General features: G+C 65.9%; 21 protein-coding genes. 16 read left to right on the top strand and 5 right to left on the bottom strand.

The window, feature by feature from the left end; translation table 11 throughout:
* The first annotated feature begins 66 nt into the window (after positions 1-66).
* The 8 genes from CAL18_RS18875 (at position 67) to CAL18_RS18840 (ending at position 10,310) form a co-directional block, all read left to right on the top strand.
* Complete coding sequence (locus CAL18_RS18875; RefSeq protein ID WP_026639265.1) at positions 67-441, top strand: YkvA family protein; 375 nt, start codon at positions 67-69, stop codon at positions 439-441.
* Positions 442-1,878: a DUF2868 domain-containing protein gene (locus CAL18_RS18870; protein WP_094818512.1), complete on the top strand. Its 1,437-nt coding sequence runs from the start codon at positions 442-444 to the stop codon at positions 1,876-1,878.
* Positions 1,871-3,283 carry a GTPase/DUF3482 domain-containing protein gene (locus CAL18_RS18865; RefSeq protein WP_026639267.1) on the top strand — a complete coding sequence of 471 codons (1,413 nt, stop codon included), beginning with the start codon at positions 1,871-1,873 and terminating at the stop codon, positions 3,281-3,283. The genes CAL18_RS18870 and CAL18_RS18865 overlap by 8 nt, the downstream gene beginning before the upstream one ends.
* Before the next feature lie 355 nt (positions 3,284-3,638).
* A complete protein-coding gene (locus CAL18_RS18860; RefSeq protein WP_026639268.1) occupies positions 3,639-5,243 on the top strand; it encodes an ABC transporter substrate-binding protein in 1,605 nt (534 codons plus the stop codon).
* A gap of 203 nt (positions 5,244-5,446) precedes the next feature.
* The gene (locus tag CAL18_RS18855; RefSeq protein ID WP_026639269.1) at positions 5,447-6,418 is read left to right on the top strand and encodes an ABC transporter permease; all 972 of its coding nucleotides are present in this window, start codon (positions 5,447-5,449) and stop codon (positions 6,416-6,418) included.
* Positions 6,419-6,428: 10 nt separating this feature from the next.
* Positions 6,429-7,355 (top strand): ABC transporter permease, encoded by a 927-nt coding sequence (locus CAL18_RS18850; protein ID WP_094818511.1) that lies wholly within the window; start codon positions 6,429-6,431, stop codon positions 7,353-7,355.
* Positions 7,356-7,365: 10 nt separating this feature from the next.
* On the top strand, positions 7,366-9,093 hold the full coding sequence (locus CAL18_RS18845; RefSeq protein WP_094818510.1) for an ABC transporter ATP-binding protein: 1,728 nt from the start codon (positions 7,366-7,368) through the stop codon (positions 9,091-9,093).
* Entirely contained in the window at positions 9,090-10,310 is a 1,221-nt protein-coding gene (locus CAL18_RS18840; RefSeq protein ID WP_094818509.1) for a metal-dependent hydrolase family protein, read from the top strand. The genes CAL18_RS18845 and CAL18_RS18840 overlap by 4 nt, the downstream gene beginning before the upstream one ends.
* 434 nt (positions 10,311-10,744) lie before the next feature.
* On the opposite strand, the gene CAL18_RS18835 is transcribed toward CAL18_RS18840, so the two are convergent.
* Both CAL18_RS18835 and CAL18_RS18830 read right to left on the bottom strand, forming a co-directional pair.
* Positions 10,745-11,656, bottom strand: a complete 912-nt coding sequence (locus CAL18_RS18835; RefSeq protein WP_212589948.1) for a TPM domain-containing protein — start codon at positions 11,654-11,656, stop codon at positions 10,745-10,747.
* Positions 11,628-12,254 (bottom strand): LemA family protein, encoded by a 627-nt coding sequence (locus tag CAL18_RS18830; protein WP_038852226.1) that lies wholly within the window; start codon positions 12,252-12,254, stop codon positions 11,628-11,630. The genes CAL18_RS18835 and CAL18_RS18830 overlap by 29 nt, the downstream gene beginning before the upstream one ends.
* Positions 12,255-12,579: 325 nt before the next feature.
* Here CAL18_RS18830 and CAL18_RS18825 point away from each other — a divergent pair, with 325 nt between their 5' ends.
* From CAL18_RS18825 to CAL18_RS18810, 4 genes are read left to right on the top strand one after another with little or no spacing between them, the layout of a single operon-like run.
* The gene (locus CAL18_RS18825) at positions 12,580-14,037 is read left to right on the top strand and encodes a DEAD/DEAH box helicase (RefSeq protein WP_094797671.1); all 1,458 of its coding nucleotides are present in this window, start codon (positions 12,580-12,582) and stop codon (positions 14,035-14,037) included.
* Between the two features lie 48 nt (positions 14,038-14,085).
* Positions 14,086-14,715 (top strand): LysE family transporter, encoded by a 630-nt coding sequence (locus CAL18_RS18820; RefSeq protein WP_026639275.1) that lies wholly within the window; start codon positions 14,086-14,088, stop codon positions 14,713-14,715.
* A gap of 54 nt (positions 14,716-14,769) precedes the next feature.
* Complete coding sequence (locus tag CAL18_RS18815; RefSeq protein ID WP_026639276.1) at positions 14,770-16,380, top strand: peptide chain release factor 3; 1,611 nt, start codon at positions 14,770-14,772, stop codon at positions 16,378-16,380.
* A 33-nt stretch (positions 16,381-16,413) separates the two neighbouring features.
* Positions 16,414-17,073: a hypothetical protein gene (locus CAL18_RS18810; RefSeq protein WP_026639277.1), complete on the top strand. Its 660-nt coding sequence runs from the start codon at positions 16,414-16,416 to the stop codon at positions 17,071-17,073.
* Positions 17,074-17,299: 226 nt separating this feature from the next.
* Here the strand turns inward: CAL18_RS18810 and bfr are convergent, their stop codons facing one another.
* From bfr to rpoN, 3 genes are all read right to left on the bottom strand, one after another.
* The gene (gene bfr / locus CAL18_RS18805) at positions 17,300-17,776 is read right to left on the bottom strand and encodes a bacterioferritin (RefSeq protein ID WP_026640632.1); all 477 of its coding nucleotides are present in this window, start codon (positions 17,774-17,776) and stop codon (positions 17,300-17,302) included.
* A 390-nt stretch (positions 17,777-18,166) separates the two neighbouring features.
* Positions 18,167-18,454 (bottom strand): (2Fe-2S)-binding protein, encoded by a 288-nt coding sequence (locus tag CAL18_RS18800; RefSeq protein ID WP_026640631.1) that lies wholly within the window; start codon positions 18,452-18,454, stop codon positions 18,167-18,169.
* 99 nt (positions 18,455-18,553) lie between these two features.
* A complete protein-coding gene (rpoN, locus tag CAL18_RS18795; protein ID WP_094818508.1) occupies positions 18,554-19,987 on the bottom strand; it encodes an RNA polymerase factor sigma-54 in 1,434 nt (477 codons plus the stop codon).
* Here rpoN and CAL18_RS18790 point away from each other — a divergent pair.
* From CAL18_RS18790 to CAL18_RS18775, 4 genes are all read left to right on the top strand, one after another.
* Entirely contained in the window at positions 19,986-20,660 is a 675-nt protein-coding gene (locus tag CAL18_RS18790) for a hypothetical protein (RefSeq protein ID WP_212589945.1), read from the top strand. The genes rpoN and CAL18_RS18790 overlap by 2 nt on opposite strands.
* Positions 20,661-21,034: 374 nt before the next feature.
* A complete protein-coding gene (leuA, locus tag CAL18_RS18785; protein WP_094797667.1) occupies positions 21,035-22,747 on the top strand; it encodes a 2-isopropylmalate synthase in 1,713 nt (570 codons plus the stop codon).
* Positions 22,748-22,881: 134 nt separating this feature from the next.
* Entirely contained in the window at positions 22,882-25,149 is a 2,268-nt protein-coding gene (locus CAL18_RS18780) for a hybrid sensor histidine kinase/response regulator (protein WP_094818507.1), read from the top strand.
* Between the two features lie 127 nt (positions 25,150-25,276).
* Positions 25,277-26,317: a LacI family DNA-binding transcriptional regulator gene (locus CAL18_RS18775; protein WP_094818506.1), complete on the top strand. Its 1,041-nt coding sequence runs from the start codon at positions 25,277-25,279 to the stop codon at positions 26,315-26,317.
* The last annotated feature ends 3 nt before the right edge of the window (positions 26,318-26,320 follow it).

The raw sequence follows: 26,320 nt of genomic DNA, 5'->3' as shown, positions 1-26,320 counted from the left end.
ATCCGGCCCCGGGGGTCTACAATGGGCCATTGACCGTGACATACCGGGCGTTGCGCCCGACGTACCATGCCAATAGCCACTCCCGTCCACGAACAGGCCTATTCCGACAACCGCTTCTGGCGCAAGGCGACACGCCATGCGTCGGCCGCAGGCCGTCAGGTCGTGGAAAAAGCCCTCTGGCTGTACTACGCCGTACAGAACCCGGGCACGCCCAAATGGGCGCGGCGTGTCATTTATGGCGCCCTGGGCTACTTCGTGCTGCCGCTGGACGCCATTCCGGACCTGGCCCCCCTGGTGGGCTATACCGACGACCTCAGCGTCATGACTGCGGCGCTGGCCACGGTGGCCTTCTACATCAACGACGACGTCAAGCAGCAGGCCAGCCGCAAGCTGCAAGACTGGTTCGGCACGCCGCCCGCCGATTCGCGTCACGCCGGCTGAATGGCGACCCCAGCACCTGGCGCCGCGCCGGTGTCCAGGCAAACCCAGGCGTGGCGGGCCCACTGGCTGGCAGAGATCATCCGCCTGCGCGAAGAACACTGGGGCCCGCTGGAAGACGCCGACGCGGTGCGGCAGGCCCGCAACGCGCCCGGCACGCTTGAAACCCGCATCCTGATGCGGGCGCGCCTGCTGGCGCAGCGCGAAGGGCACGACGGCCTGGCAGCACGCTGGCGGCAAGGGGCGGTATACAGCCTGCTGGGCCTGCTGGCGGCCGCCGTCATCGCGGGCGTGGCCTCGGCGGCGGGCGCGCTCGGCGATGGAAGCCGTCCCGTCAATGTATTGTGGGCCCTGGGGGCGTTGCTGGGCATCCATCTGCTGACCCTGCTGCTGTGGCTGGCCTCGTTCCTGCTGCCGCCCGGCGGCGCCACCGGGCTGGGCCGGCTGTGGCTGTGGGCCACCCGCAAGCTGGCGCGCGGCCCGGACGCCGCGCTGGTGCCCCAGGCGCTGCTGAACCTGCTTGGCCGGGCGGGGGCCCGGCGCTGGCTGTTCGGCGCCATCAGCCATGGGCTGTGGCTGGCCGCGCTGGCCGCGGCCCTGATCACCCTGCTGGCGCTGTTGTCTACCGCAAGCTATCGGTTCGTATGGGCCACCACGCTGCTGCAGCCCGACGCCTTTATTTTCCTGACGCGGGCATTGGGCTGGCTGCCGGCGCAGTTTGGCTTTGCCATGCCCTCGGCCGATGTCGTGCGCGCCAGCGACAACACCCAGGTGTTGCCCGCCGTGGCGCAGGCGCAATGGTCGATATGGTTGATCGGCGTGATTGCCATCTATGGCGTATTGCCGCGCCTGGTGGCCTGCACGCTGTGCCTGCTGCGCCTGCGCCAGGCCCGGCGCGGCCTGCGCATCGACGCCGCGCTGCCCGGCTACGCCGCCCTGCGAGACCGTCTGGTGCCGCCCGTGCAGTCCACCGGTATCGACCGCCCGGCCGATCCGCTGCATCAGCCGCGCGTGGCCGCCGGCAATATCGGCAATCTGGCAGACATGCCGGTGCTGGTGGGGCTGGAACTGCCGGCCGACGTTCCATGGCCGCCCGTCGGCTTGCCGCCCGGCGTGCAGGACGCGGGCAATCTCGATAGCCGCGAACAGCGCAACCGACTGCTTGACGCGTTGGCGCACGCGGGCGCGCGGCGGCTGCTGATCGCCTGCGACGCCCGCCAGACTCCCGACCGCGGCACGCTCAATCTTATCGCCGCGCTGTCCGGAAAAGCCGGGCAGACGCGAGTCTGGCTGTACACCGCCGCCAGCGCATTGCCGCCGGCCGTCCAAGCGCGCCTGGACGTGTGGCGCGATCGCCTGGCCGCCTCGGGCATGACATCGCAAGCCATCGTGCGCGACACTGACGAACCGTTGCGCTGGCTGGAGACAGGCCATGACTGACGCCATGCTCCGAGTCGCCGTCGTCGGGCACACGAACACCGGCAAAACCTCGCTGTTGCGCACGCTGACGCGAGACGGCAGGTTCGGAGAAGTCGCCGACAGCCCCGGCACCACCCGCCACGTTGAAGGTGCGCGGCTGCAGCTCGATGGCAGGCCCGCGCTCGAATGGTTCGACACACCCGGCATGGAAGACAGCATCGCGCTGCTCGAATACCTGGAACGCCTGGACGAGCCTGGCACGCGCAGCGACGGGCCGGCGCGCATACGCCGCTTCCTGGATTCGCCCGAGGCGCATCGCCGCTACGAACAAGAAGCGCGTGTGCTGGCCAAGATGCTCGAGTGCGATGCCGCACTGTACGTCATCGACGCGCGCGATCCCGTGTTGAGCAAGCACCGCGACGAACTCGCGCTGCTGGCCGCCTGCGGACGGCCGCTGCTGCCGGTTCTGAATTTCGTCAACACGCCCGGCCACCGGGCCGATGAATGGCGCGACGCCATGGCGCGGCTCGGCCTGCATGCGGCCCTGGAATTCGACACCGTGGCGCCGCCGCTGGACGGCGACCGGCAGTTGTACGCCAAGCTCGCCGTGCTGCTGGATCGCCATGCGGCCACGCTGAACCGCCTTGCCGATGAACTGGCGCGCCAGCGCCGGGAACGCAGCCTGGCCGCCTGGGTGCTGGCCGCCGACCTGCTGGTCGATGTGGCCGCGCTTCGGCTGGCAAGCCCCGCCGACGACGCGGCGCTGCAGGCCCACGCCGCCACGCTGCGCGACCAGGTCCGCAAGCGCGAGCAGGCCTGCGTCGATGCGCTGCTCGCGCTGTATAACTTCCGCCGCAGCGATTATGCAGACGACACACTGCCGCTCGAAGGCACGCGCTGGGGCATGGACCTGTTCCATCCACAGGCCCTGAAAGACATGGGCATACAGCTGGGCACCGGCATGGCCGCCGGCGCCATGGCGGGCGCGGCGGTCGACCTGTTCAGCGCCGGGCTGAGCCTGGGCACCGGCATGCTGATCGGCGCAGCCGCGGGCGGGTTATGGCAAGGGGTAGAGCGCTTCGGGGGGCGCATCCTGGGCAGGTTGCGCGGCTACCGCGAGATCACGGTCGATGACGCGGTGCTGCGCCTGCTTGCCCTGCGGCAACGTCAGCTCGTCCATGCCCTGGAACGCCGCGGCCACGCTGCGCGCGATCCGCTGCGCCTGGGCCAGCCGGCCGACGCCCAGTGGCGGTCGGGCCGCCTGCCCGAGCCCCTGCGCGAAGCCCGCAGCCGTCCGCAATGGTCGGCCCTGGCCAAGGGCTACGAAGACGACGAGCGGCGCAAGCATGTGGTCGCCGAACTGGCCCGTATCCTGGCCGACGATGTGCCTGAAGGCCAGCCTGCCGCCGGCGCCCAAGGTTCGTAAGACGCGTCCTACATTGCTTTCCGGCAGTGTTTTTCACCGCCCGCAACCAAGTACTAACCCCAAGTCAAAACGATTGACGCTTAAATCACTGCCTCTATAAGATTCGATCTACATTGGGACGGTCATCCGCCCCAACGAGAATTACCGAGGTCGGCCAATCGTGAATCCGAAGTCCGCTGCAATGACCGCTCCCCCCGCGCTCGCACAAGCGCGCGCGATCACGCGCCGTCAGCCGCAACACCTCGCATTGTCGTAAGCAGCACGCCGAGCCCCCGGCCTGGTCCAAAAGAAAAGGGGCGGGGGCCCTGTCACTTCTGTCGCGCGATCCCGCGCACTACACGGAGCAAGAAGGGCTATGCGTATCACACCATTCATCAAGAAATCGGCGCTGGCATTGGCGGTATGCGGTGTCATGCTGGTTGGCACGGCGCACGCCAAGACGCTGCGCTGGGCCTACCAGGGCGATGCCACGTCCATGGACCCCATGGCCCTGAACGAGACGTTCACGCTGGGCTTCCAGGGCAATATCTACGAAACGCTGGCGGGCTACGACGGCGACATGAAGCTGACGCCGCTGCTGGCAGAAAGCTGGGAAAACACCGAGCCCACCAAATGGGTGTTCAAGCTGCGCAAGGGCGTGAAGTTCCATGACGGATCGCCCTTTACGGCCGACGATGTGATCTTCTCGTGGAAGCGCAGCCTGACGCCCGGGTCGGACATGAAGGGCTATGGCGCCAAGGCGTCCGATATCAAGAAAATCGACGACCACACCATCGAAGTCACCACGCCGACGCCCAACCCCATTCTGCCGCGCGAGTGGACTTTCCTGTACATCATGAGCAAATCATGGTCAGAGAAGAACAACACCACCGAGGCCACCAACGTCAAGGGCGACAACCAGGGCAACTACGCCAATCTGCATGCCAACGGCACCGGCCCGTTCATGCTGGCCGAGCGGCAGCCCGATGTCAAAACCGTGCTCAAGCGTTTCGACGGATACTGGGACAAGAACATCAAGACCAATGTCGATGAAGTCGTGTTCCAGCCCATCTCGCAGGAAGCCACCCGCGTGGCGGCGCTGATCTCGGGCGAGATGGACATCGTGCAGCCGGTGCCGGTGCAGGACTGGCAGCGCCTGGAAGACGCGCCCGGCGTAAAGCCGCTTACCGAGCCCGAAGCGCGCGCCATTTTCATCGGCATGGACCAGCATCGCGACGAACTGCTGTTTTCGAACATCAAGGGCAAGAATCCGTTCAAGGACGCCCGCGTGCGCGAGGCCGTGGTGCTGGCGGTGGACATCGAGGCCATCAACAAGAAGATCATGCGCGACGCGGCCAAGCCGCTGGGTTCGCTGGTTGCCACCTCGGTCAACGGCTATGACGATTCCTACGGCACGCCCTACAAGCCCGACCCCGCCCGCGCCAAGAAGCTGCTGGCCGACGCAGGCTATCCCGACGGCTTTACCGTAACGCTCGACTGCCCCAACGACCGCTACGTCAATGACGAGAAGATCTGCCAGGCGGTTGCGGGCATGCTGGCGCGCGTAGGCATCAAGATCAATCTGCTGGCGCAGACCAAGTCCAAGTACTTCGGCAAGATCCTGCTGCAGGCGGGCAACGACACCAGCATGTACATGCTGGGCTGGACGCCAAGCTCGACCGACGCGCACAACGTGCTGTTGAATCTGGCCGCGTGCCGCGACAGCAAGACCGCAGCCGGGCAGTTCAACCTGGGCGGCTATTGCAATCCGAAGGTCGACGAACTTACCGCGAAGATCGGCGTGGAAACCGACCAGGCCAAGCGCAACGCGATGATCAAGGAAGCCTTCGAGATCGTACGCAACGACTACGGCTACCTGCCATTGCACCAGCAACCCATGTCGTGGGGCATCAAAGACAACCTGCAAGTCGTGCAGCGCGCCGATGACGTGCTGGACCTGCGCCACGTTGTCATGCCCTGATGCGGCAGCGCATCCCGGAGCAGGAAGCGCTGCGCGCTTCCTTTCATGACGTTCACCCCGGCGGGCCGGCAAGTCCGGTGTCGCCGCGTGCCGTCTGATCCTCATCCGTTGCATGCCCGCGCGGCTCCGGGCGCGGGCATGAACGGCTGACGCAATCATGTCCGGCCCGCATGGTGGCCGGGCTTCCACCAGGATACTGAACCATGCTTGGATTCATCGGGCAACGCCTGCTGCAATCGGTGCTGGTCATGCTGACCGTCGCGCTGATCGCATTCGGCATGTTCCGCTATGTGGGCGACCCCATCGTCAGTATGGTGGGGCAGGATACAACCGAAGCGCAGCGCGCCCAGCTGCGCGAGAGCCTGGGGCTCAACGACCCGTTCATCGTGCAGTACGCGCGCTTCGTGCGCAACGCGGCCGAAGGCAATTTCGGCGTGTCGTACCGCCAGCGCCAGCCCGTCAGCGACTTGATCAAGCAGCGCCTGCCCGCCACGCTGGAACTGTCGTTTGTATCGGCGCTGATGGCGCTGGCATTCGGCATCCCCATGGGCATCTATACGGCCCTGAAGCGTCGGGGCGTACTGTCGCGCGCCTTCATGGCGTTGTCGCTGGCCGGCATTTCTCTGCCCACCTTTCTGATCGGCATCCTGTTGATCCTGGTGTTCAGCGTGCAGCTGCGCTGGCTGCCCAGTTTCGGGCGGGGCGAAGTCATTTCCATCGGCGGCTGGACCACCGGGCTGCTCACACCATCCGGACTTGCGGCGCTGATCTTGCCGGCGATCACGCTGGCGCTTTTCCAGATGACCCTGATCATGCGCCTGGTGCGCGCCGAAATGCTGGAAATCCTGCGGTCCGATTTCATCAAGTTTGCCCGCGCCCGCGGCCTGCCCGAAAGGCTGATCAATTTCCGGCATGCCTTGAAGAACACGCTGGTGCCCGTCATCACCATTACCGGCCTGCAGCTGGGCTCGATCATCGCATTTGCGATCATCACCGAAACCGTGTTCCAGTGGCCCGGCATGGGCCTGCTGTTCATCCAGGCCATCAGCACCGTCGATATTCCGGTCATGGCTGCCTACCTTGTGCTGACCGCATTCTTTTTCGTTGTGATCAACCTTATCGTCGACATCCTGTATGTGGTGGTCGACCCGCGCCTGCGCGTGCAGAGCAAGTGAAGGATTTCTTATGACTGCCCGCATAGCTCCGTGGCTCGCACGCGCGGCCGACAGCGACCTCTGGTACAGCTTCCGGCGCACCCCCAGCGCGGTGATATCGGCCATCGTCACGCTGGTCATGCTGGCCGGCGCCCTGTGCGCCCCCATCGTGGCGCCCCACAACCCCTTCGATCTGGCGTCGTTGAACATCATGGATGCCAACACGCCGCCGGTGTGGCACGTCGACGGCAATGCCGACTTCCTGCTCGGCACGGATGACCAGGGCCGCGACATACTGTCGGCCATTCTGTACGGCTCGCGCGTATCGTTGTTCGTGGGGTTCGCGTCCGTGCTGTTCTCGATGCTGCTGGGCGTATCGCTGGGGCTGATCAGCGGCTATGTAGGCGGGCGCGTCGACAGCGTCATCATGCGCATTGCCGATGTGCAGCTGTCGTTTCCGGCGATTCTGGTGGCGCTGCTGATCGACGGCATCGCGCGCGGCCTGCTGCCGCGCGACATGCACGACGACCTGGCCCTGTATGTGCTGATCTTCGCGATCGGCATTTCCGGCTGGGTGCAGTACGCGCGTACCGTGCGCGGCTCCACGCTGGTGGAACGCAACAAAGAATACGTGCAGGCCGCCAAGCTGATCGGTATCAGGCCGTTCACCATACTGCGGCGACACATCCTGCCCAACGTCATGGGCCCGGTGCTGGTGATCGCCACCATCCACCTGGCCATTGCCATCATCACCGAAGCCACACTGTCCTTCCTGGGCGTGGGCGTGCCGCCCACCGCCCCTTCGCTGGGCACGCTGATCCGCATCGGCAACAGCTACCTGTTCTCGGGCATGTGGTGGATTTCGATTTTCCCGGGCATCGCCCTGGTCGCGCTGGTGCTGTCTGTGAATCTGCTGGGCGACTGGCTGCGCGACGCGCTCAACCCCAAGCTGCGCTGAGGGACGCGCCATGGCATTGCTCGACATTGAAAAAATGCGCATCGAATTCGCCAGCCGCCGCGGCAGCCTGGTCGCGGTGGACGGCGTCACGCTATCGCTCGATCGCGGCGAGATCCTGGGCGTCGTAGGCGAATCGGGCGCCGGCAAATCCACGATAGGCAACGCCGTCATGGGTTTGCTGGAGTTCCCGGGGCGGCTCGCCGGCGGCGAAGTCCACCTGGACGGCAAGCGCATCGACGCGCTGCCCGAATGGGAAAAGCGCAAGGTCCGCGGACGCCGCATCGGCATGATCTTCCAGGATCCGCTGACATCGCTGGACCCCTTGCAGACAGTAGAAAACCAGCTGGTGGAAACGATGCTGGTGCACCTGGACCTGAACGAGGCGCAAGCCCGGCAGCGCGCCGTAGAACTGTTGCGCCAGGTGGGCATCGACGAACCGGAACTGCGCGTCAAGCAGTATCCGCACCAGTTCTCGGGCGGCATGCGGCAGCGTGTCGTCATTGCGCTGGCGCTGTGCTGCGAGCCCGAGGTCATCATTGCAGACGAGCCCACCACGGCGCTCGATGTTTCCATCCAAGCGCAGATTCTCGAGCTGCTGCGCAAGCTCTGCAAAGAAAAGCAGGTGGGGATGATCATCATCACGCACGACATGGGCGTGATCGCCGACGTGACCGACCGCGTGGCGGTGCTGTACCGAGGCAAGCTGGTCGAGCAGGGGCCCACCCGCAAGATTCTCGGCGACCCCGACCATCCGTATACGCGCAGCCTGATCTCGGCCGTGCCGCGTCCCGACGTAAAGCTGCGGCGCTTTCCGCTGGTGACCTATATCGAAGACGTTAAAACGCCCGCCAAGCCGTTGGATATCACGACGCACTGGCTGGGCCAGCGACGCGATTTCGGCCAGGACGCCGCCGGGCCTCTGGTGCAGACGCAAGACCTGGGCATGCGCTTCGTGCTGAAGAATGCGTTCCTCGCCCGCAACCGCCGTACGCTGGACGCGGTTAAAGGCGTCAACCTGTCCATCGCCCAGGGCGAGGTTTTCGGCCTGGTAGGCGAATCGGGTTCGGGCAAGTCCACCGTCGCCCGCCTGATCGCGGGCCTGTATACGCCCAGCAGCGGTTCGGTGGCCTTCAACGGCACCAACCTTACCGGCCTGAAAGACGAAAAGCGCCTGAACGCCTTCAGGCGCCAGATCCAGATGGTGTTCCAGGACCCATTCTCGTCGCTCAATCCGCGCATGCGCGTGCTGGACATCGTGGCCGAGCCCATCCGCTTTCACAGGCTGGCGGCCAGCGAAAGCGAAACGCGTCAGATCGTGACCGACCTGCTCGACATCGTCGGGCTCGGCGCGGCCGCCGCGCAACGATATCCGCACGAGTTCTCGGGCGGCCAGCGCCAGCGTATCTGCATCGCGCGCGCCTTGGCCACGCGCCCGCGTTTCCTGATCTGCGATGAGCCCACTTCGGCGCTCGACGTTTCGATCCAGGCGCAGATTCTCAACCTGCTCAAAGATCTGCAGGAGCAACTGGGCCTGACCATGCTGTTCATCAGCCACGACCTGCCGGTGATCCGGCAGATGTGCGACCGGGTCGGCGTGATGCGCCATGGCGAATTGCTGGAAGTGGCCGATACCGAAACACTGTTCGCCGCGCCGCGGCACGAATACACGCAACACCTGCTCGGCCTGATGCCGCGGCTGCAGGTCATGTCGCGCGAAGGACTGGAGGTAGAAGCATGAGCAACCCCGACACCATGCTGTTTATCGGCGGGGCAGTGTTCGATGGCCGGGGCGAACGGCTGGACGGCCATGCAGTACTGGTAGCAGGCGCGAGCATTGCGCGGGTCGCGCCGGCGGCGCAATTCGAAGGCTATGCCGGGCGCAGAGTCGATACGCGCGGCATGACCTTGATTCCCGGCCTGGCCGATTGCCACGTGCATCTGGTATTTACGGGCAGCGCCGATCCTCATGCACAGATGAGCCGCCAGGGCCCCGCCCAGATCACGCTGACCGCGCTGGAAAACGCGCAGGCCGCGCTGCGCGGCGGCATCACGGCGGTACGCGATTGCGGCGGCAAAGACTATCTGGAATTCGGCGTGCGCGACGCCATCGCGCGCGGCGCGTTTGCAGGCCCCACCATCAGGGCGGCCGGCCGCATGATCTGCATGACCGGCGGCCATGGCAATCGCACCGGACGCGTAGCGGATGGCTGCGACGAAGTCATCAAGGCCGTGCGCGAACAGGTGCACGCGGGCTGCGACCTGGTGAAAATCATGGCGACGGGCGGCGTGATGACCCCTGGCGTCAACCCCATGGACGCACACTACAGTTTCGACGAAATGCGCGCGGGCGTGCACGAAGCCAGGCGCTTCAGCAAAAGTACGGCCAGCCATGCCCAAGGCACCGAAGGCATTCTCAATGCCGTGCGCGCGGGCATTGATTCGATCGAACACGGCATTTTCATGGACCAGCAGTGCCTGGAAGAAATGCTCGAGCGCCAGACCTACCTGGTGCCTACCATCGCCGCGTTGCGCAACATCCTGGACAACGCCGACCGCGGCATTCCCGCTTACGTGGTGGACAAAGCGCGCGCGGTCGAACAGCGCCATCGCGAGTCGTTCCAGATGTACTACCGGGCGGGCGGGCGCATCGCCATGGGTACCGATGCCGGCACGCCGTTCAACCGCCACGGCCGCAATGCCGAAGAGCTGGCCTACATGGTGGAATTCGGCATGAGCCCCGCCGATGCCCTGGTGGCCGGCACGTCCCGGGCGCATGACCTGCTGGGCCTGCCCGATCGCGGCATCGTGGCCGACGGCGCGGTAGCCGACCTGCTGCTCGTGCGCGGCGACCCGACTCAAGACATCAACCAGGCCGCCGACTGCCAGCATCACGTCGCCGTGTTCAAGCAAGGCGTACTCGTCGCCGGCGCACTGCCTGAAACGACAGCAGCGTGAAGCAGAGTGGTGTCTGACACCCTTCGGGAGTCAGACACCGGTCCATCCGGCGGCCCGTCGCGTCCCATGGGTGTCTGACTCCCGAAGGGTGTCAGACACCAACCCATCCGGCGACCCGTCGCGTCCCATGGGTGTCTGACTCCCGAAGGGTGTCAGACACCAACCCATCCGGCGACCCGCCGCGTCCCATGGGTGTCTGACTCCCGAAGGGTGTCAGACACCAGTCCATCCGGCGACCCGTTGCGTTCCATAGGTGTCTGACTCCCGAAGGGTGTCAGACACCAACCCATCCGGCGACCCGCCGCGTCCCATGGGTGTCTGACTCCCGAAGGGTGTCAGACACCAGCCCATCCGGCGACCCGCCGCGTTCCATAGGTGTCTGACTCCCGGAGGGTGTCAGACACCAACCGTTGAGCCGGCGCGCCGCAACCGGGCTACCAACGCCCCGATGCCCCGCCGCCGCCGCTGCGACCCCCGCCGCCGCCGAAGCCGCCAAAACCGCCGCCGCCTCGTCCCCGGCCGCCGCCGAAACCGCCTCCGAATCCGCCGCCGCCGCGCCCGCCGCGGGTCAGGCGGCGCTTGATGCCCAGCAGCCCCAACAACCCGCTGATCGCAAATCCGCCGATGCCGCCCAGCACTGCCGCCCACCACGTGCCGAATATCATCCACGACGCAAAGGCCGCAGCCACCCCGGCCAGCGCCGCCGGCAGCCCGAGCAAGAATGCCGCCAGCAGCAGGATGAACGGCCAGTCCTGGCCGGCGCCGTCATCTGCCGCGCGCGCAGCGGGCGGGGGCAGGGGTTCGCCGTCGACCAGCTTCTCGATGGCCCCCACGCCGGCTTCTATCCCGCCCGCATAATCACCCGCCTGGAACGCCGGCACGATCTGTTCGCGGATGATGCGGCTGGCCATGGCATCAGGGATCGCGCCCTCGAGCCCGTAGCCCACTTCAATGCGCACCGCCCGGTCATTCTTGGCAACCACCAGCAACACGCCATCATCCGTGCCTTTGCGCCCCAGCTTCCATTGATCGAACACGCGCGTGGCGTACTGCTCGATCGTGTCCGGCGCGGTAGACGGCACCACCAGCACGGCAATCTGCGCGCCCTTGCGCTGCTCGAAGGCCGCCAGGCGCTGCTCCAGGGCCTGGCGGCGCGATGCATCGAGCGTACTCGTCGTGTCGGTGACACGCGCCTGCAAGGCAGGAACAGCGGCGGGGCCGGCAGGCTGGGCGATGGCCGGCGCCACCAGCGCCCCCAGCACCACCAGCAGTGCCGCCAGCCATCCGGCCACGCCGCGCAGCGTGGCGGCCAGCGCGTTATTGGGCAGGCTTGGGAGCAGATGCATCATTGCTGAAGCGGATTTCCGGCGGACGCGAGATCGCCGCTTCATCGGCCACCCCGAAATTGGCCTTGGGCGCATACCCGAAGATCTTGGCCGTGATCACGGCGGGGAACTGCCGCACCAGCACGTTATAGGCCTGCACCGACTGCACATAGCGGCCCCGTGCCACCGAGATACGGTTCTCGGTGCCTTCAAGCTGCGCCTGCAGATCGCGGAACAGGCCATCTGCCTTGAGCTGCGGGTAGTTTTCGGACACGGCAATCAGCCGGGACAAAGCCGACGTCAGCTGGCCTTGCGCCTGCTGGAAGCGCTCGACCGCGGCCGGGTCTTCCAGCTGGTCGGCCGTGATCTGCACACTGCCGACCTTGCTGCGCGCCTCGGTTACCTGGGTCAGTACGTCGCGCTCGTGAGTCATATAGGCGTCGACGGCCTTGACCAGCTGCGGCACCAGGTCGGCGCGCCGCTGGTATTGATTCAGCACCTCGGACCACGCCGCCTTCACCTGCTCGTCGGCGGCCTGGATGCTGTTGTAACCGCAACCCGACAAGACCGTAGCGGCCATCGCCATAAGAAAAAGGCCCAGCCAACGGGATATAGCCATGTTGTTTTGACGTCCTTCTAATGCGGCGCCGCGGGCGCGGCAACGGTTTCTGTGGCAGTTGCCATTACATCAGGTCGCGCAGACCTTTGCCCAGCGCACGATGTAACGGCCTCTGTCTATTGTTACGCAGGGCGGGACGATACGCGCAAATGCGCGGCCATCGGCTACAATGCCGGCGGTGTGTCTAGCCAATCGGCACACGTTTCGCTGGCGCATCGCCGCCACGCCCGGCCCTTTACCGTTATGCGGGCCTTCCTTTTCTCCTTACCCGACCGCCTGGATTGGAGTCTCTCAAACCGAGCGACAGGCTGCCGCTGGAGTAGTTTTGACTGCCTCTGTTTCTTTCGCCGACCTCGGTCTGGCCGATTCCCTTTTGCGCGCCATTGCCGACACCGGCTACACCGCGCCCACCCCCATCCAGGCGCAAGCCATTCCCCAGGTGCTCAAGGGCGGCGACCTGCTTGCCGCTGCGCAGACCGGCACCGGCAAGACCGCCGGCTTTACGCTGCCTATCCTGCACCTGCTCATGCAGCAGAAGCCTGCACTGAAAAAACCGGGCCGTCCGCGTTGCCTGATCCTGACGCCCACGCGCGAACTGACCGCGCAGGTCGCCGAGTCGGTGCAGACCTACGGCAAGTACACGCCGCTGACGTCCATGGTGATGTTCGGCGGCGTCAATATCAATCCGCAGATCAGCGCGCTGCGCAAGCCCGTCGACATCCTGGTGGCGACCCCCGGCCGACTGCTCGACCACTGCGGGCAGAAAACCGTGGACCTCTCCGGCGTCGAGATCCTGGTGCTGGACGAAGCCGACCGCATGCTCGACATGGGCTTTATCCGCGACATCCGCAAAGTGCTGGCCCTGCTGCCCAAGCAACGCCAGAACCTGCTGTTCTCGGCCACGTTCTCGGACGAAATCCGCAGCCTGGCGCGCGGCGTGCTCAACAACCCCGGCGAAGTGTCGGTAACCCCGCGCAATACCGCTACCGAGCTGGTCACGCAGACTGTCCACCTGGTCGAGCAGCACCATAAGCGCGACCTGATCAGCCATATCATCCGCGAAAGCGGCTGGCACCAGGTGCTGGTGTTCACGCGCACCAAGCACGGCGCCAACCGTCTGGCCGAAAAGCTGGCCAAAGACGGCCTGAGCGCCGCGGCCATCCATGGCAACAAGAGCCAGGCGGCGCGCACGCGCGCGCTGGCCGGGTTCAAGGCAGGCGATGTGGCCGTGCTGGTGGCCACCGACATCGCCGCGCGCGGGCTCGACATCGACCAGTTGCCGCAGGTCGTGAACTTCGAACTGCCCAACGTGCCCGAAGACTACGTGCATCGCATCGGCCGCACGGGCCGGGCAGGCGCCACGGGCGCCGCCGTATCCCTGGTGGACAACAGCGAAATCAAGCTGCTCAAGGGTATCGAACGCCTGATCGGCAAGACGATCGAACGCCGGTCGGTACAGGGCTGGACGCCGCCCGCGGGCAGCAGCGCCAGCGCATACGAACGCCAGGAACGCGACGAAGACAACCGCCAGCCCCGTCGCCAGGGCTCGCCGCGCGGCAACGGCGACCGTGCCGGCCGCCCCGGCCAGGCGCCCCGTCAGGGCGCGGGCAGGGCTGGCTCGCAAGGCAGGCCGGCGGGCCAGCGGCAAGCTGCCGCGGGGCGCTCCGACCGCCCCGCCGTCGCCCACCATGGCGATTCGCGCACGCCTTCGCCGGCTCCGCGCAAGCCGGCCGCCGGCGGTCGTGCGCCCGGGGCGCCACGCGCCGCGCTGCTGGGCAAGTAATATCGCATTCTGTCACCCGCAGCCGCCCCGCCCGATCCGGAAACCGACATGACCTTCTCCACCTGGCTGACTTTCTTCGTGGCCTCCTGGGCCATCTCGTTTTCCCCTGGCGCGGGGGCCATCTCGGCCATGAGCTCGGGGCTGAAGTACGGTTTCGCGCGCGGCTACTGGAATACGGTGGGGCTCATCCTGGGCATCCTGGCGCAGTTTGTCATCGTGGCGGTGGGCCTGGGCGCGGTGCTGGCCACATCCGAGATCGCCTTCGCGGTAGTGAAATACCTGGGGGTGGCGTACCTGGTCTATCTGGGTTGGCGCCAGATCCGCACCGACGCCGCGCCCGTCGCGGTCGATACCGGCGATCCCGCGCAGTTTTCGGTTCGCGAATTGGTCGTGCGTGGCCTGCTGGTCAACCTGATGAACCCCAAGGGCACCGTATTCCTGCTGGCCGTGGTGCCCCAGTTCGTCAACCCGGCTCATGCCCTGACACCGCAGTACGCCGCGCTGGCCGGCACGCTGGCGTTTACCGACCTGGTGGCCATGGGCGTGTACACGCTGCTCGCGGCCAAGGTATTGCGCCTGTTGCGCGACGCGCGCCACATCCGCTGGATGAATCGTATTTTCGGTTCCCTGTTCATCCTGGCGGGCGCTTTCCTGGCCACCTTCCGCCGCCAGGCATAACAACAAGACACGGGGCCGGCGCACCGGCCAGGTGCCGGTAAAATCGCAGCAACCATGAATATTTCCCAAGAAGTCGCCCGGCGACGCACGTTCGCCATCATCTCCCACCCCGACGCCGGCAAGACCACGCTTACCGAAAAGCTGCTGCTGTTCGCGGGCGCCATCCAGATCGCCGGCAGCGTCAAGGCGCGCAAGGCGTCGCGGCACGCCTCATCCGACTGGATGGAAATCGAAAAGCAGCGCGGCATTTCGGTGGCCTCGTCCGTGATGCAGATGGAATACCGCGACTGCGTCATCAACCTGCTCGACACCCCGGGCCACCAGGACTTCTCCGAAGACACCTACCGCGTGCTTACCGCGGTGGATGCCGCGCTGATGGTCATCGACGCGGCCAACGGCGTCGAGCCGCAGACCATCCGCCTGCTGCAGGTGTGCCGCGCCCGCAACACGCCCATCATTACGTTCATCAACAAACTCGACCGCGAAGTCCGCGAGCCGCTCGACCTGCTTTCCGAGATCGAAGGGCACCTGGGCATGGACGCGGTGCCGTTTTCGTGGCCGGTGGGCATGGGCAAGTCATTCGGCGGCGTGTTCGACATCCGCCGCGACCGCATGCGGGTGTTCCGCCCAGGCCAGGAACGCCGCGCCGACGATGACGACGACATCATCCAGGGGCTGGCCAACCCCGAGATCGCACAGCGCTTCGGCTCGGCCTACGAGCAGGCGCACGGCGAAATCGAGCTCATCCGGGAAGCAGCGCTTCCCTTCGACCGCGACGCCTTCCTGGCGGGCAAGCAGACACCGGTGTTTTTCGGTTCGGCCATCAACAACTTTGGCGTACAAGAGGTGCTGGACGCGCTGGTCGAGATGGCTCCGCCGCCGGGCCCGCGCCAGGCGCTCGAACGCATGGTCGAACCCACCGAGCCCAAGTTCACCGGCGTGGTGTTCAAGGTGCAGGCCAACATGGACCCTGCCCACCGCGACCGGGTGGCCTTCGTGCGCGTAAGCTCCGGCCGCTTCGAGCGGGGCATGCGCCTGAGAGTGGCGCGCACCAACAAAGAGATGCGCCCCAACAACGTCGTGTCGTTCCTGTCGCAACGGCGTGAATTGCTGGACGAAGCCTACGCCGGCGACGTCATCGGCATTCCCAACCACGGCGTGCTGCAACTGGGCGACGTGCTCACCGAAGGCGAAAGCCTGCGGTTTACGGGCTTGCCGTTCTTTGCCCCCGAACTCTTCCAGGCCGTGGAAGTCAAGGATCCGCTGCGCACCAAGCAATTGCGCATCGGCCTGACCCAGCTGGGCGAAGAAGGGGCCATCCAGGTGTTCCGCCCCGAGGCGGCCGGCGGCACGCTGCTGCTTGGCGCGGTGGGGCAGCTGCAGTTCGAAGTGGTGGCCCACCGCCTCAAGACGGAATACGGCGTCGAGGCCCGGATGTTGCCTTCGCGCTACACCATGGCGCGCTGGATTACCTCTGAGAACCCCCGCGCGCTGCGCAAGTTCATGGATGCCAATGCGGCACACATCGCCTATGATGTGGTGGATGCGGCGGCTTTTCTCATAGGGTCGCCCGCGCAATTGCGGGTCGCCGAAGACCTGTATCCGGACGTGAAATTCCACGCCATGCGCGAACACGGCGGCCGGGTCTTTGGAAGCCAGGCATAAGCCGGGCCGGCCACCGCAAAATCGAGGGTAGCAATGTCTTGGCGAGTTTTATTCGCAACGCTTCTGCTGGCGCTGGGCGTTGCGGCATGGGGCGGAATCCAATTGGGCGATTGGCTGGTGGCGCACGCGCCCAAGGCCACGCCCGCGCCCGGCCAGGAAGCCGCGTTGTCGCAAGAACCGATACTCGACGCCAACGGCAAGCCCTACGTGGCCCAGCCGCCGCAGCCCCTGGTGGACGGCACCCTGGGCGTGCCCGACAAGCCGCACGGCGAAAACTGGACCGTCTCTACCGTATCGTTGTTCGACATCACCACCGACCCGTCGGTGCAGATCTCGCGCGATAACATCAGCATGGACGAAGCTCGTGAACTGGCAGCCTCGTCGCAGGTACCCCTGCCGTCGGGCCCATCGGATGTCACCACGCTGGACCTGGGTGCGCTGCCACCCACGACCACCGTGCCGCCCTCCGGCCAGCAGGCTTATTCGGTCAATCCGCCGGTCACCATGCCCAGCGCGCCCCAGCCCACGGCTGCCAATGGCAGCTGGAAGCAGGACTTGCAGCGCGAGCTGGCCCACTGCGCCAAACAGGGCTTCTTCGAGCGGCCCACGTGTTCATGGAATGCGCGGTACAAATACTGCGGCCCCAACCGCGCCTGGGGCACCATCCCCGAATGCCCGCGCCGGCCTGATTGACGACGGCCCGCATAGTCATCCCGCTCGGTGTCAGACACCCTTCGGGAGTCAGACACCGAGGTACGCACCTCTTCGCACTGGTGTCTGACTCCCGAAGGGTGTCTGACACCGTGGTACGCACCTCTTCGCACTGGTGTGTCTGACTCCCGAAGGGTGTCAGACACCGCCACCGCACAAAAAAAGGCCCGCTGCTGCGGGCCTTTTGCATGGTGCGAACCGACGCGGATCAGCTGTCTACTTCCATCTGGCTTTGCAGGTAGTTCTGCAGCCCCACCTTGCCGATCAGTTCGATCTGCGTTTCCAGATAGTCGATGTGTTCTTCGGTGTCGTCCAGGATGTCCTGGAATAGGTCGCGCGATACATAGTCGCGCACCGACTCGCAATGCGCGATGGCGTCTTTCACCGTGGCTTGCGCGCCTTGCTCGAGCCGCAGGTCACAGGACAGGATTTCCGGCACGTCCTCGCCGATGAGCAGCTTGTGCAGGTCTTGCAGGTTGGGCAGGCCATCCAGCATCAGAATACGCTCGATCAGGCGGTCGGCGTGCTTCATTTCGCCGATCGACTCTTCATATTCATGCTTGCCCAGCTTTTTCAGGCCCCAGTGGTTCAGGATGCGGGCATGCAGAAAATATTGGTTGATGGCCGTCAGTTCGTTCGTGAGCTGCTTGTTCAAAAACTGAATGACCGTCTTGTCGCCTTTCATGATGTACTCCTTTGATCCGGAGCGCGTCGGCCGCGCTCTTTCCTGCGCTGAAAGCGCACATATCACGGTGGCAGGCTAACACCCCCTCGGCGCGTCGGCTAGGGCTGGCCCGCATTTGGTAAATGGCTTTGCAAGCGCGATGCGCAACCTACAATCTAATGAGAATGAGTATGCGTTTTGGATGGCCCGCCGATGGGGTCACGCCATACATGGCCCTGCGCACCGCTGCGAAGCAAAAGCGCGGTGAAATGCGGCGTAAATCGCGATCATTTGACGCGCGATAAAGACAAATCACGCGACTTTTCGCACGAAGCTATGCGTTGGGGAAGTACAACGTTATTTCCCGGGGCGGAGCACCCCACAGCCGGGCGATGCCGGCAGGCCGCTTCTTCAGGCTGCGGCGACCAGGGTAATGGGAATAGTGTTGGCGGCCGGCGCGCCGCGCTCTTCGATGGCCACGCTGGCGGTAACCGGAGCGGACGCCACGGCCACGGACTGTACATTGCATACGCTCGAGCAGCGGCCACCCGGCAGGTATTCCTGCGCCGTGGCTGCGCAGCAGCCGCAGCAGGTGGCCACGCCAAGCTCGAACTGCAGGTCGGATAGCGTCGTGGCACCGGCGTCCACAGAGGCGCGGACCTGGCGTTCGGTGACGGCATTACATACGCAAATGTACATGAGAACAATTATCGTGTTTTATTCTCATCAAAGCAAGCGCCCGGCGCCCGCCCGGACTGCGCAAGCAATTGAAAAACAGGGACAAATTGCGAAAGCCGCCTAGCGCGATGCGTGTACTTTGCGCAGGCTGGCGGGGGCGATTCGCAGCGCTTCGCGGTATTTCGCCACGGTGCGCCGGGCGATCACGATGCCCTGGTCGGCCAGGCGCTGCATGATCTGGTTGTCGGACAGTGGCTTGGCGCGGTCTTCTTCGGCCACCAGCTTGCGTATGAAGGACTGCACGGCCGTGGCCGAGGCGACGTCGCCGCCATCGGTGGCCACGCCGCTGCCGAAAAACCGCTTGAGCTCCAGCGTGCCAAACGGCGTCAACATGTATTTCTGGGTCGTGGCCCGCGATATGGTCGACTCGTGCAGCCCGAGTTCGCCGGCGATGTCTTTCAGGGTAAGCGGCCGCATGGCCGACGGTCCTTCCGAAAAAAACGCCGACTGATGCGCCACGATCGCTTGCGACACCCGCAGGATGGTGTCGAAACGCTGCTCGACGTTGCGTATCATCCAGCGCGCCTGTTGCAGTTGCGCATGCAGGCCGGCGTGACTGGATTCGCGCTGGTTGCCCAGCAACTGGGCATACAGGCCATTGACCTGCAGGCGCGGCACAGCCGCGCCGTTGAGCACCGCCTGCCAGCCTTGGCGCGTTCGACGCACGATGACGTCGGGCACGGCGTAATCGGCGGCGGGTACCGACCATGCGCGGCCCGGGCGGGGGTCCAGCCGGCGGATCAGCGCATGGGCCGCGCGAGTGGTGGCCTCGTCGCACAGCAGGGCATCGCGCAGCCGCGCCACGTTGCCCGCCGCCAGCAGGGGCAGGTGGTCGGCGCACAGGCGCCGCGCGCACGCCAGTACCGCCGGATCGGCGGCTTCGGGCAGGCGCGTCAGGTCCGGGTTGCGCAGCTGCAGCACCAGGCATTCGGCCACATCGCGCGCGCCGACCCCCACGGGGTCGAACGACTGCAGCAGACTCAAGGCCGCGCGCATTTCATCCAGGTCGACCTCGGCTTGCGCAGGCAGCCATCCCAGGATTTCTTCAAGAGGCGAGGCCAGGTGGCCATTTTCGTCGAGCTCGTCGATCAGCAGGGCCACCAGCGCCGCGTCACGCGGGCCGGCGTGCGTCAGCCCCAACTGGGCCAGCAAATGCTCTCGCAACGTGTCGTTGCGCGCCGAGTCGAATCCGTCCGGGCGGTCGTCGGGATAAACGCCTCCCGACCCCGGCATTTCGTCCGACCGCGGCTCTGCCTCGTTCCAAGGCTCGTCCGCCACCGTTTCTTCGCGGTCGGATGCCGCCTCGGGCTCGGCCGGTTCATCGGCGCGCTCCAGCATGGGGTTCTCGGCCAGCGCCTCGGCGATCTCGGCCTGCAGATCCAGCGTCGAAAGCTGCAGCAACCGGATCGATTGCTGCAGTTGCGGAGTCAGGGTCAGGTGTTGCCCTGTACGTAGTTCTAGCGCTGGCCTGGTCATAGGTACAATATTTTGCATGATGAATCGCACCTCGCCCGAACGCGTCCGGCAAGATTGCCGCCTGATTGGCCAGACCCTCATGAGACTGGCGCTGCCGCGGCTGCTGGTGCGCGCGCTGGTGCTGGGCATCGCCGCCATCATATGGCTACTGGTTGCCTCCTGGCTGCTGGACTTCGGCCGGGGGCTGTCGTTTGACAACCTGCAGGCCCTGGGCCAGCAGACCACGGGGTTCCTGGCGCGCATCAACCCCTACTTCTGGTGGGGCGTGGTGGTCATCTGGACGCTGATCATATTCTTCATTGCCCGCGGGTGGCTCGCCGCCGACGTGGCCGCCGCGCGCGCACGCCCGATTCCGGCCGACGAGCTGGCCACGCTCACCGGCCAGTTGTCCGACGATTCTGTTGCCGTACTGCGCTGGGTTTGGGGCAGCCGCGACGAACCCTTCACGTTGGGCGACCTGCGCCTGGCGCACGCCGAATTGCGCCACAGCCGCATCGACAAACTCGAACTGGTGCGCCAGCAGGGCGACATCCTGGATGGCCGCGCGGCCCGGGCGCCCGGCGCGACGGCGCCCGGCACGACGGCGCCCGGCACGGCGGTGCGTGGCACGTCGGTGCCCGGCACGGCGGCGCCTGCCGGTGCGCCGGCCGGGCCCCGCCTGGCGAGCGAACGCGTCGAACCCAACCTGTAGGCACGGCGGGCGGTTTTCCACGAGCCCATTGCGCTTATTGACGAAATGTGTTTGACTTACGGCTTATGGCCGAATTCCGAATCCCCCTCGTGACTGCCTCCGGACGCATCAGCGCTCCGGGCGCCGGCCTGCGCGCGCGAATTTCCCTCATTGCGCTATCGCTATACCTACCGATCGGTTGCCGGGCCTAGCGCCCTGTGGTAGCTCGGCAGCCACGCTCGCCACAAGCCTGATCCCTGTTCATTGCACGACCCCGGCTGGCCCATCCATGGCCGCCGATGTCCCCGGACCATCATCCCGGCCTGTAGAACAGGGTTCCCCGGAACCGCAACCGGAATTCTTCCCGCCACCACGGGACTCTTGATCAAGGTGTACTGATGCTTGCCAACCCCGCTACCAAATACGTACCTTTCGCGCCCTTCGCCCGCGACTTCTCCGAACGCACCTGGCCCAGCCGCCGCATTACGCAGCCGCCCATCTGGATGAGCACCGACCTGCGCGACGGCAACCAGGCGCTGATCGAGCCGATGAGCGTCGAGCGCAAGCTGCGCTTTTTCGAGCAGCTGGTAAAGATCGGGTTCAAGGAAATCGAGGTCGGCTTTCCCTCGGCGTCGCAGACCGACTTCGACTTCGTGCGCAAGCTGGTCGACGAAAAGCGCATTCCCGATGACGTCACCATCATTGTGCTGACCCAATCGCGCGAAGATCTCATCAGCCGCACGGTGGAATCGGCAGCGGGCGCCAAGCAGGCAATGGTGCACCTGTACAACGCCTGCGCGCCGGCGTTTCGCAAGATCGTCTTCAACATGAGCAAAGAAGAGATCAAGCAGATTGCGGTCACGGGCACGCGGCTGGTCAAGCAGTACATGGCCAAGCACCCCGAAACGCAATGGCGCTACCAGTATTCGCCCGAAGTATTCAGCACGACCGAACCCGAATTCGCGCTTGACGTGTCCAATGCCGTGGCCGACGAGTGGCAGCCCACGCCGGACCGCAAAATGGTGCTGAACCTGCCGGCCACCGTGGAAGCCACCACGCCCAACCTGTACGCCGACCAGATCGAATGGATGCACAGGAACCTTGCCCGCCGCGACAGCATTGTCCTGAGCGTGCACCCCCACAATGACCGCGGCACCGCCGTGGCCGCCGCCGAATTCGCGGTGATGGCCGGCGCCGACCGCATCGAGGGCTGCCTCTTCGGCAGCGGCGAACGCACCGGCAACGTCGATCTGGTGACGCTGGCGCTGAACCTGTACACGCATGGCGTGCACCCCGGGCTGGATTTTTCCGATATCGACGAAGTGCGTCGCTGCGCGGAATACTGCAACCAGCTTCCCGTACATCCGCGCCACCCGTACGCCGGCGATCTGGTGTTTACCGCGTTTTCGGGCTCGCACCAGGACGCCATCAAAAAGGGCTTTGCCCAGCAGCAGCCCGATGCCGTCTGGGAAGTTCCCTACCTGCCGATCGACCCGGCCGACCTGGGCCGCAGCTATGACGCCGTCATCCGCGTCAACAGCCAGTCGGGCAAGGGCGGCGTGTCGTACCTGCTCGAACAAGAACACGGGCTGGTTCTGCCGCGCCGCCTGCAGATTGAGTTCAGCCGCGCCATCCAGCGCGTTACCGACGAAACCGGCCGCGAAGTCACCGCCGATGACGTGCACTCGATTTTCAGCCGCGAATACCTGGAGCAGCACACGCCCTGGAAACTGGTGCGCCACCGCATCGACGGCGACCCGGGCGCCGGAGAGGGCAAGCAATTCAGCATCCAGGTCGAGCTGGAATGCAATGGCGAGCGCCGCGTCTTCACCGGCACCGGCGACGGCGCGATCTCTGCCTTCGTCGCGGCGCTGCACCTGCCTGTGCGCATCATGGACTACCATGAGCACGCCATCGGCACCGGCACCGACACGCGCGCTGCCAGCTACGTTGAAGTGCGCCTGGGCGATTCGCCCACCGGCTTTGGCGTCGGCATCGACCGCGATATCGTCACCGCGTCTTTCAAGGCCGTGCTCAGCGCGGTAAACCGGCACCTGGCCAATGGGGTCGCCGTGGCAGCCGAAACCGACGCTGTCCAGGCCGCGTAAGGCGCATAACGCCGCCCCCGACGAAATGCCCGCCTGTACGGCGGGCATTTTTTTGCGCCATACTTGCCCCGGCACGCCGATTGCTGGCTCCGACCCCGACAGACGTGCAATTGCACCGCAGGGATACCTTATCGATGTACAAGTCACCCCTATCAAATGTCGGCGTCGCGCCTTCCCAACCCGAAGTGCCCGAGACCGGCGCCGCGTCCGCCTTGCCACCGGCGGCGCTGGCGGTACATCAGGGCCGCCTGCTGGAACTGGTCGCAACGGGCGCGCCTTTGCAGGATGCGTTGCTGGCCCTGACCGCCACGGCCACCGAGCTGGACCCCGACGTGCGCGCCGCAGTAGTGGTCACCGCCCCTGCGGGAGGCCCGGCCGAAGCGTACGCGGCCCATCTGCCCGCGTCTTTCATCGAACACATGCGTCGGCCGCTGGCGGCGGACGCCGACGATGCCACCACCTGCGCCGCCGCCATGCGGCAAGGCGCACGCGTCTATTGCACCGATATCGCGCACGACGACCAGTGGTCGCCCCAATGGCGCGCCGCCTGCCTGGCCGCCGGCCTGGGCGCATGCCTGTCCACGCCCATCGTCGATATCGAAGGCAGGCCGGTGGGGTCGTTCTTCATGGGGTTGTCCCGGGTCGAACGCAATTGGGCGCATCTGCTGGCGCTTGCCGACTTCGGAGCCAGGCTGGCCGGCATTGCCGTGGCCAACGCGCGCGCCACGGTCGAGATGCAGCGCGCGCGCGTCGAACTGGAGCAGGAGCTGGCCGATACGCGGCGCCTGCAGCAGATCAGCATGCGCCTGCTGGCCTCGGGCCACGACGATAGCCTGTACAGCGAAATCGCCGATACCGCGGCCGACATCATGGAAGCCGATTTCGCCAGCATGCAGATTCTGCACGCCGAGCGCGGCGACAGCGGCGAGCTGCAACTGGTCGCCCACAAAGGGTTTTCTCCCGAGGCCGAGGCGTTCTGGGAATGGGTCACCCTGCAATCGCACAGCACCTGCGGCGAAGCCTTGCGCACCCGCGCGCGGGTGTTTGTCAGCGATGTCCGCGTCTGCCAGTTCATGGAGCGCAGCGGCGACCTGGCCGCTTACCTGAGCCTGGGCATACTGGCCGTGCAAACCACGCCCCTGATATCGCGCCGCGGCCGGGTGCTGGGCATGATATCGACGCACTGGCGCGCGCCGCACCAGCCTTGCGAACGCGACCTGCGCCACCTTGACCTGCTGGCGCGGCAAGCGGCCGACCTGGTGGACCAGCGCCTGGCCGAACAAGACTTGAAAGAAGCCGACCGCCAGAAGGACCAGTTCCTTGCGCAGTTGGCCCACGAGCTGCGCAACCCCCTCGCGCCCATACGCAACATCGCCGAACTGCTCAAGCGCAAGTCGGAAGACGACGCGACGCTGCGCGAACCCAGCGCCGTTATCGTGCGCCAGATCGATCATTTCTCGCGCCTGATCGACGACCTGCTCGATGTGGGCCGGATCGGCAACGGCATGATCGGGCTCAAGAAAGAACCCACCACGCTGTGCACGGTGTTGCAGCATGCCATGGAAACCAGCGCCCCGCAGATCAACGCCAAGTTGCAGCGGGTGACGCTGAACCTGCCCGCCAGCCCCGTGCAGCTGACCGTCGACAAAGTACGCATGGCGCAGGTGTTTGCCAACCTGCTTGTCAATAGCTCCAAGTATTCGGAACCCGGCAGTACCATCTGGATCGACGCCGCGACCGAGCCCGATGGCTACGTTACGGTGCGCGTGCGCGACGAGGGCATTGGCATCGAACCGCAGAATCTCGGCAAGCTGTTCAGGCTTTTCTACCAGACCGAACGCTCGCTCGAACGCTCGCAGGGCGGGCTGGGCATCGGCCTGTTCCTGGTGCAACGCCTGGTGGCGCTGCACGACGGCACCGTGCAGGCGTGCAGCGCAGGCCTGGGGCGCGGCTCGGAGTTCCAGGTACGCCTGCCATTGCCGCAGGCCGCGCACGACGCGCCCGCCAGCAGCAGCCGCGCCGACGACGATACCGCAGCCAAGCGCGGATTGAACGTGCTGCTCGCTGATGACAACGTCGATGCCGCCCAGACCCTTGCCGCCATTCTGGAGCTGGACGGCCATCGCGTCGCCCTCGCCGCCGATGGCGAGCAAGCGCTGTCGGAAGCCAGGAGGCTTAGACCCGACGTTGCCATCCTGGACATCGGCATGCCCAAGCTCGATGGCTACACCGTGTGCGCCAGGCTGCGGTCAGAGCCCTGGGCGAGCGCCCTGAAAATCGTCGCCATGAGCGGGTATGGCGCAATGTCGGATATCGCGCGCAGCGAACAGGCCGGGTTCGACCGGCACTTCACCAAGCCCGCCGACCTCAACGAGCTGCTGGCCTTCCTGGCGTCACTGTAAACGGGTGGTGGTGGCGCATGCGCGCTACCCCCCATTGGCGCGCTTGCGAATTCGCGATACCTTATCGCGTCACGCGGCTGTCATATGCTGCCCATAGAATGAAATCGTTTACAGCCTGAGCCCCGCCGTGCCCGGTCAGCCCTCCCGACGCCCCTCGATACTCGAAATCGCCCGCAAGGCGGGCGTATCGGCGGCGACCGTCTCGCGCGCGTTCAACCAGCCCGAGCTGTTGCGCGCCGAAACGCGGGCGCGCATTGCGGCGGTTGCGCAGCGCAGCGGGTTCCGGCCCAACCGCGTGGGCCGCAGCCTGCGCGCGGGGCGCACGCGCACAATAGGCCTGTTGCTTCCCACACTGACCAACCCCGTTTTTGCCGATTGCTTCGAAGGCGCAGAGCAGCATGCGCGCGCGGCCGGGTACAGCGTGATGATGAGCATCACAGGCTACGACCCATCGGTGGAATCCGCTTCGGTACAGGCGCTGATCGACCACCAGATCGACGGCCTGATCCTCACCGTGGGCAACGCCGCCCGCAATGCCACGCTGCGCGCGCTGGACCAGGCGGGCATGCCGCATGTGCTGGCTTACAACGAATCGCGTTCACACCCCTTCGTGTCGGTGGACAATCGCGCCGCTGCCCACGAAATGGTGGCTCACCTGGCCACGCTGGGGCACCGGCACATCGCCTTTGTCAGCGGGCCGCTGGCCGCGTCCGACCGCGCGCATCGCCGGCTGCTGGGCGCGCGCGCCAGCGCCCGGGCGTTGGGGCTGCCGGCATTGGCGCACCTGGAAGTCCAAGCCCACACCGAAGCCGGCGCGCCGGCTCTACGCCAATTGCTGGGGCGGCGCAATGCGCCCACGGCGCTGTTCTGTTCCAACGACCTGCTGGCCGCATCGGTCATTGCGCAACTTGCGACGCTGGGCGTACACGTGCCGGGCGACGTCGCCGTATGCGGATTCGACGGTGTGAAAATCGGCGCGATGATGGTGCCGGCGCTCAGCACCGTGGAACAGCCCAGCCGCGAAATCGGCGCCACGGCGTGCGCGCTGCTGCTGGCGCGCCTGAATGGCCAGCAGCCTCCTTCCGTACGCCTGCCGCATCGCATCGTGGGGGGCGGCACCGCAAGCAGCGCCGCAGCCCGGCCGCGCGCGCGCACCTCAACAGCTTGAGTT

The organism is Bordetella genomosp. 7 (genome assembly GCF_002261415.1).
In the GTDB taxonomy this organism is placed as follows: Bacteria; Pseudomonadota; Gammaproteobacteria; order Burkholderiales; family Burkholderiaceae_B; genus Bordetella_A.
Note: the sequence above shows the minus strand (reverse complement) of the source record. Positions and strands in the feature narration are given on the sequence as shown.

Excerpts from the sequence above, each read along its gene's own strand:
- CAL18_RS18875 (WP_026639265.1), top strand. The coding sequence starts at position 67 with ATGCCAATAGCCACTCCCGTCCACGAACAGGCCTATTCCGACAACCGC.
- CAL18_RS18860 (WP_026639268.1), top strand. The coding sequence starts at position 3,639 with ATGCGTATCACACCATTCATCAAGAAATCGGCGCTGGCATTGGCGGTA.
- CAL18_RS18855 (WP_026639269.1), top strand. The coding sequence starts at position 5,447 with ATGCTTGGATTCATCGGGCAACGCCTGCTGCAATCGGTGCTGGTCATG.
- CAL18_RS18840 (WP_094818509.1), top strand. The coding sequence starts at position 9,090 with ATGAGCAACCCCGACACCATGCTGTTTATCGGCGGGGCAGTGTTCGAT.
- CAL18_RS18835 (WP_212589948.1), bottom strand. The coding sequence starts at position 11,656 with ATGCATCTGCTCCCAAGCCTGCCCAATAACGCGCTGGCCGCCACGCTG.
- CAL18_RS18790 (WP_212589945.1), top strand. The coding sequence starts at position 19,986 with ATGATGAATCGCACCTCGCCCGAACGCGTCCGGCAAGATTGCCGCCTG.
- CAL18_RS18870 (WP_094818512.1), top strand. The coding sequence starts at position 442 with ATGGCGACCCCAGCACCTGGCGCCGCGCCGGTGTCCAGGCAAACCCAG.
- CAL18_RS18810 (WP_026639277.1), top strand. The coding sequence starts at position 16,414 with ATGTCTTGGCGAGTTTTATTCGCAACGCTTCTGCTGGCGCTGGGCGTT.
- CAL18_RS18845 (WP_094818510.1), top strand. The coding sequence starts at position 7,366 with ATGGCATTGCTCGACATTGAAAAAATGCGCATCGAATTCGCCAGCCGC.
- CAL18_RS18815 (WP_026639276.1), top strand. The coding sequence starts at position 14,770 with ATGAATATTTCCCAAGAAGTCGCCCGGCGACGCACGTTCGCCATCATC.
- bfr (WP_026640632.1), bottom strand. The coding sequence starts at position 17,776 with ATGAAAGGCGACAAGACGGTCATTCAGTTTTTGAACAAGCAGCTCACG.
- CAL18_RS18830 (WP_038852226.1), bottom strand. The coding sequence starts at position 12,254 with ATGGCTATATCCCGTTGGCTGGGCCTTTTTCTTATGGCGATGGCCGCT.
- CAL18_RS18865 (WP_026639267.1), top strand. The coding sequence starts at position 1,871 with ATGACTGACGCCATGCTCCGAGTCGCCGTCGTCGGGCACACGAACACC.
- rpoN (WP_094818508.1), bottom strand. The coding sequence starts at position 19,987 with ATGCAAAATATTGTACCTATGACCAGGCCAGCGCTAGAACTACGTACA.
- CAL18_RS18850 (WP_094818511.1), top strand. The coding sequence starts at position 6,429 with ATGACTGCCCGCATAGCTCCGTGGCTCGCACGCGCGGCCGACAGCGAC.
- CAL18_RS18820 (WP_026639275.1), top strand. The coding sequence starts at position 14,086 with ATGACCTTCTCCACCTGGCTGACTTTCTTCGTGGCCTCCTGGGCCATC.
- CAL18_RS18780 (WP_094818507.1), top strand. The coding sequence starts at position 22,882 with ATGTACAAGTCACCCCTATCAAATGTCGGCGTCGCGCCTTCCCAACCC.
- CAL18_RS18800 (WP_026640631.1), bottom strand. The coding sequence starts at position 18,454 with ATGTACATTTGCGTATGTAATGCCGTCACCGAACGCCAGGTCCGCGCC.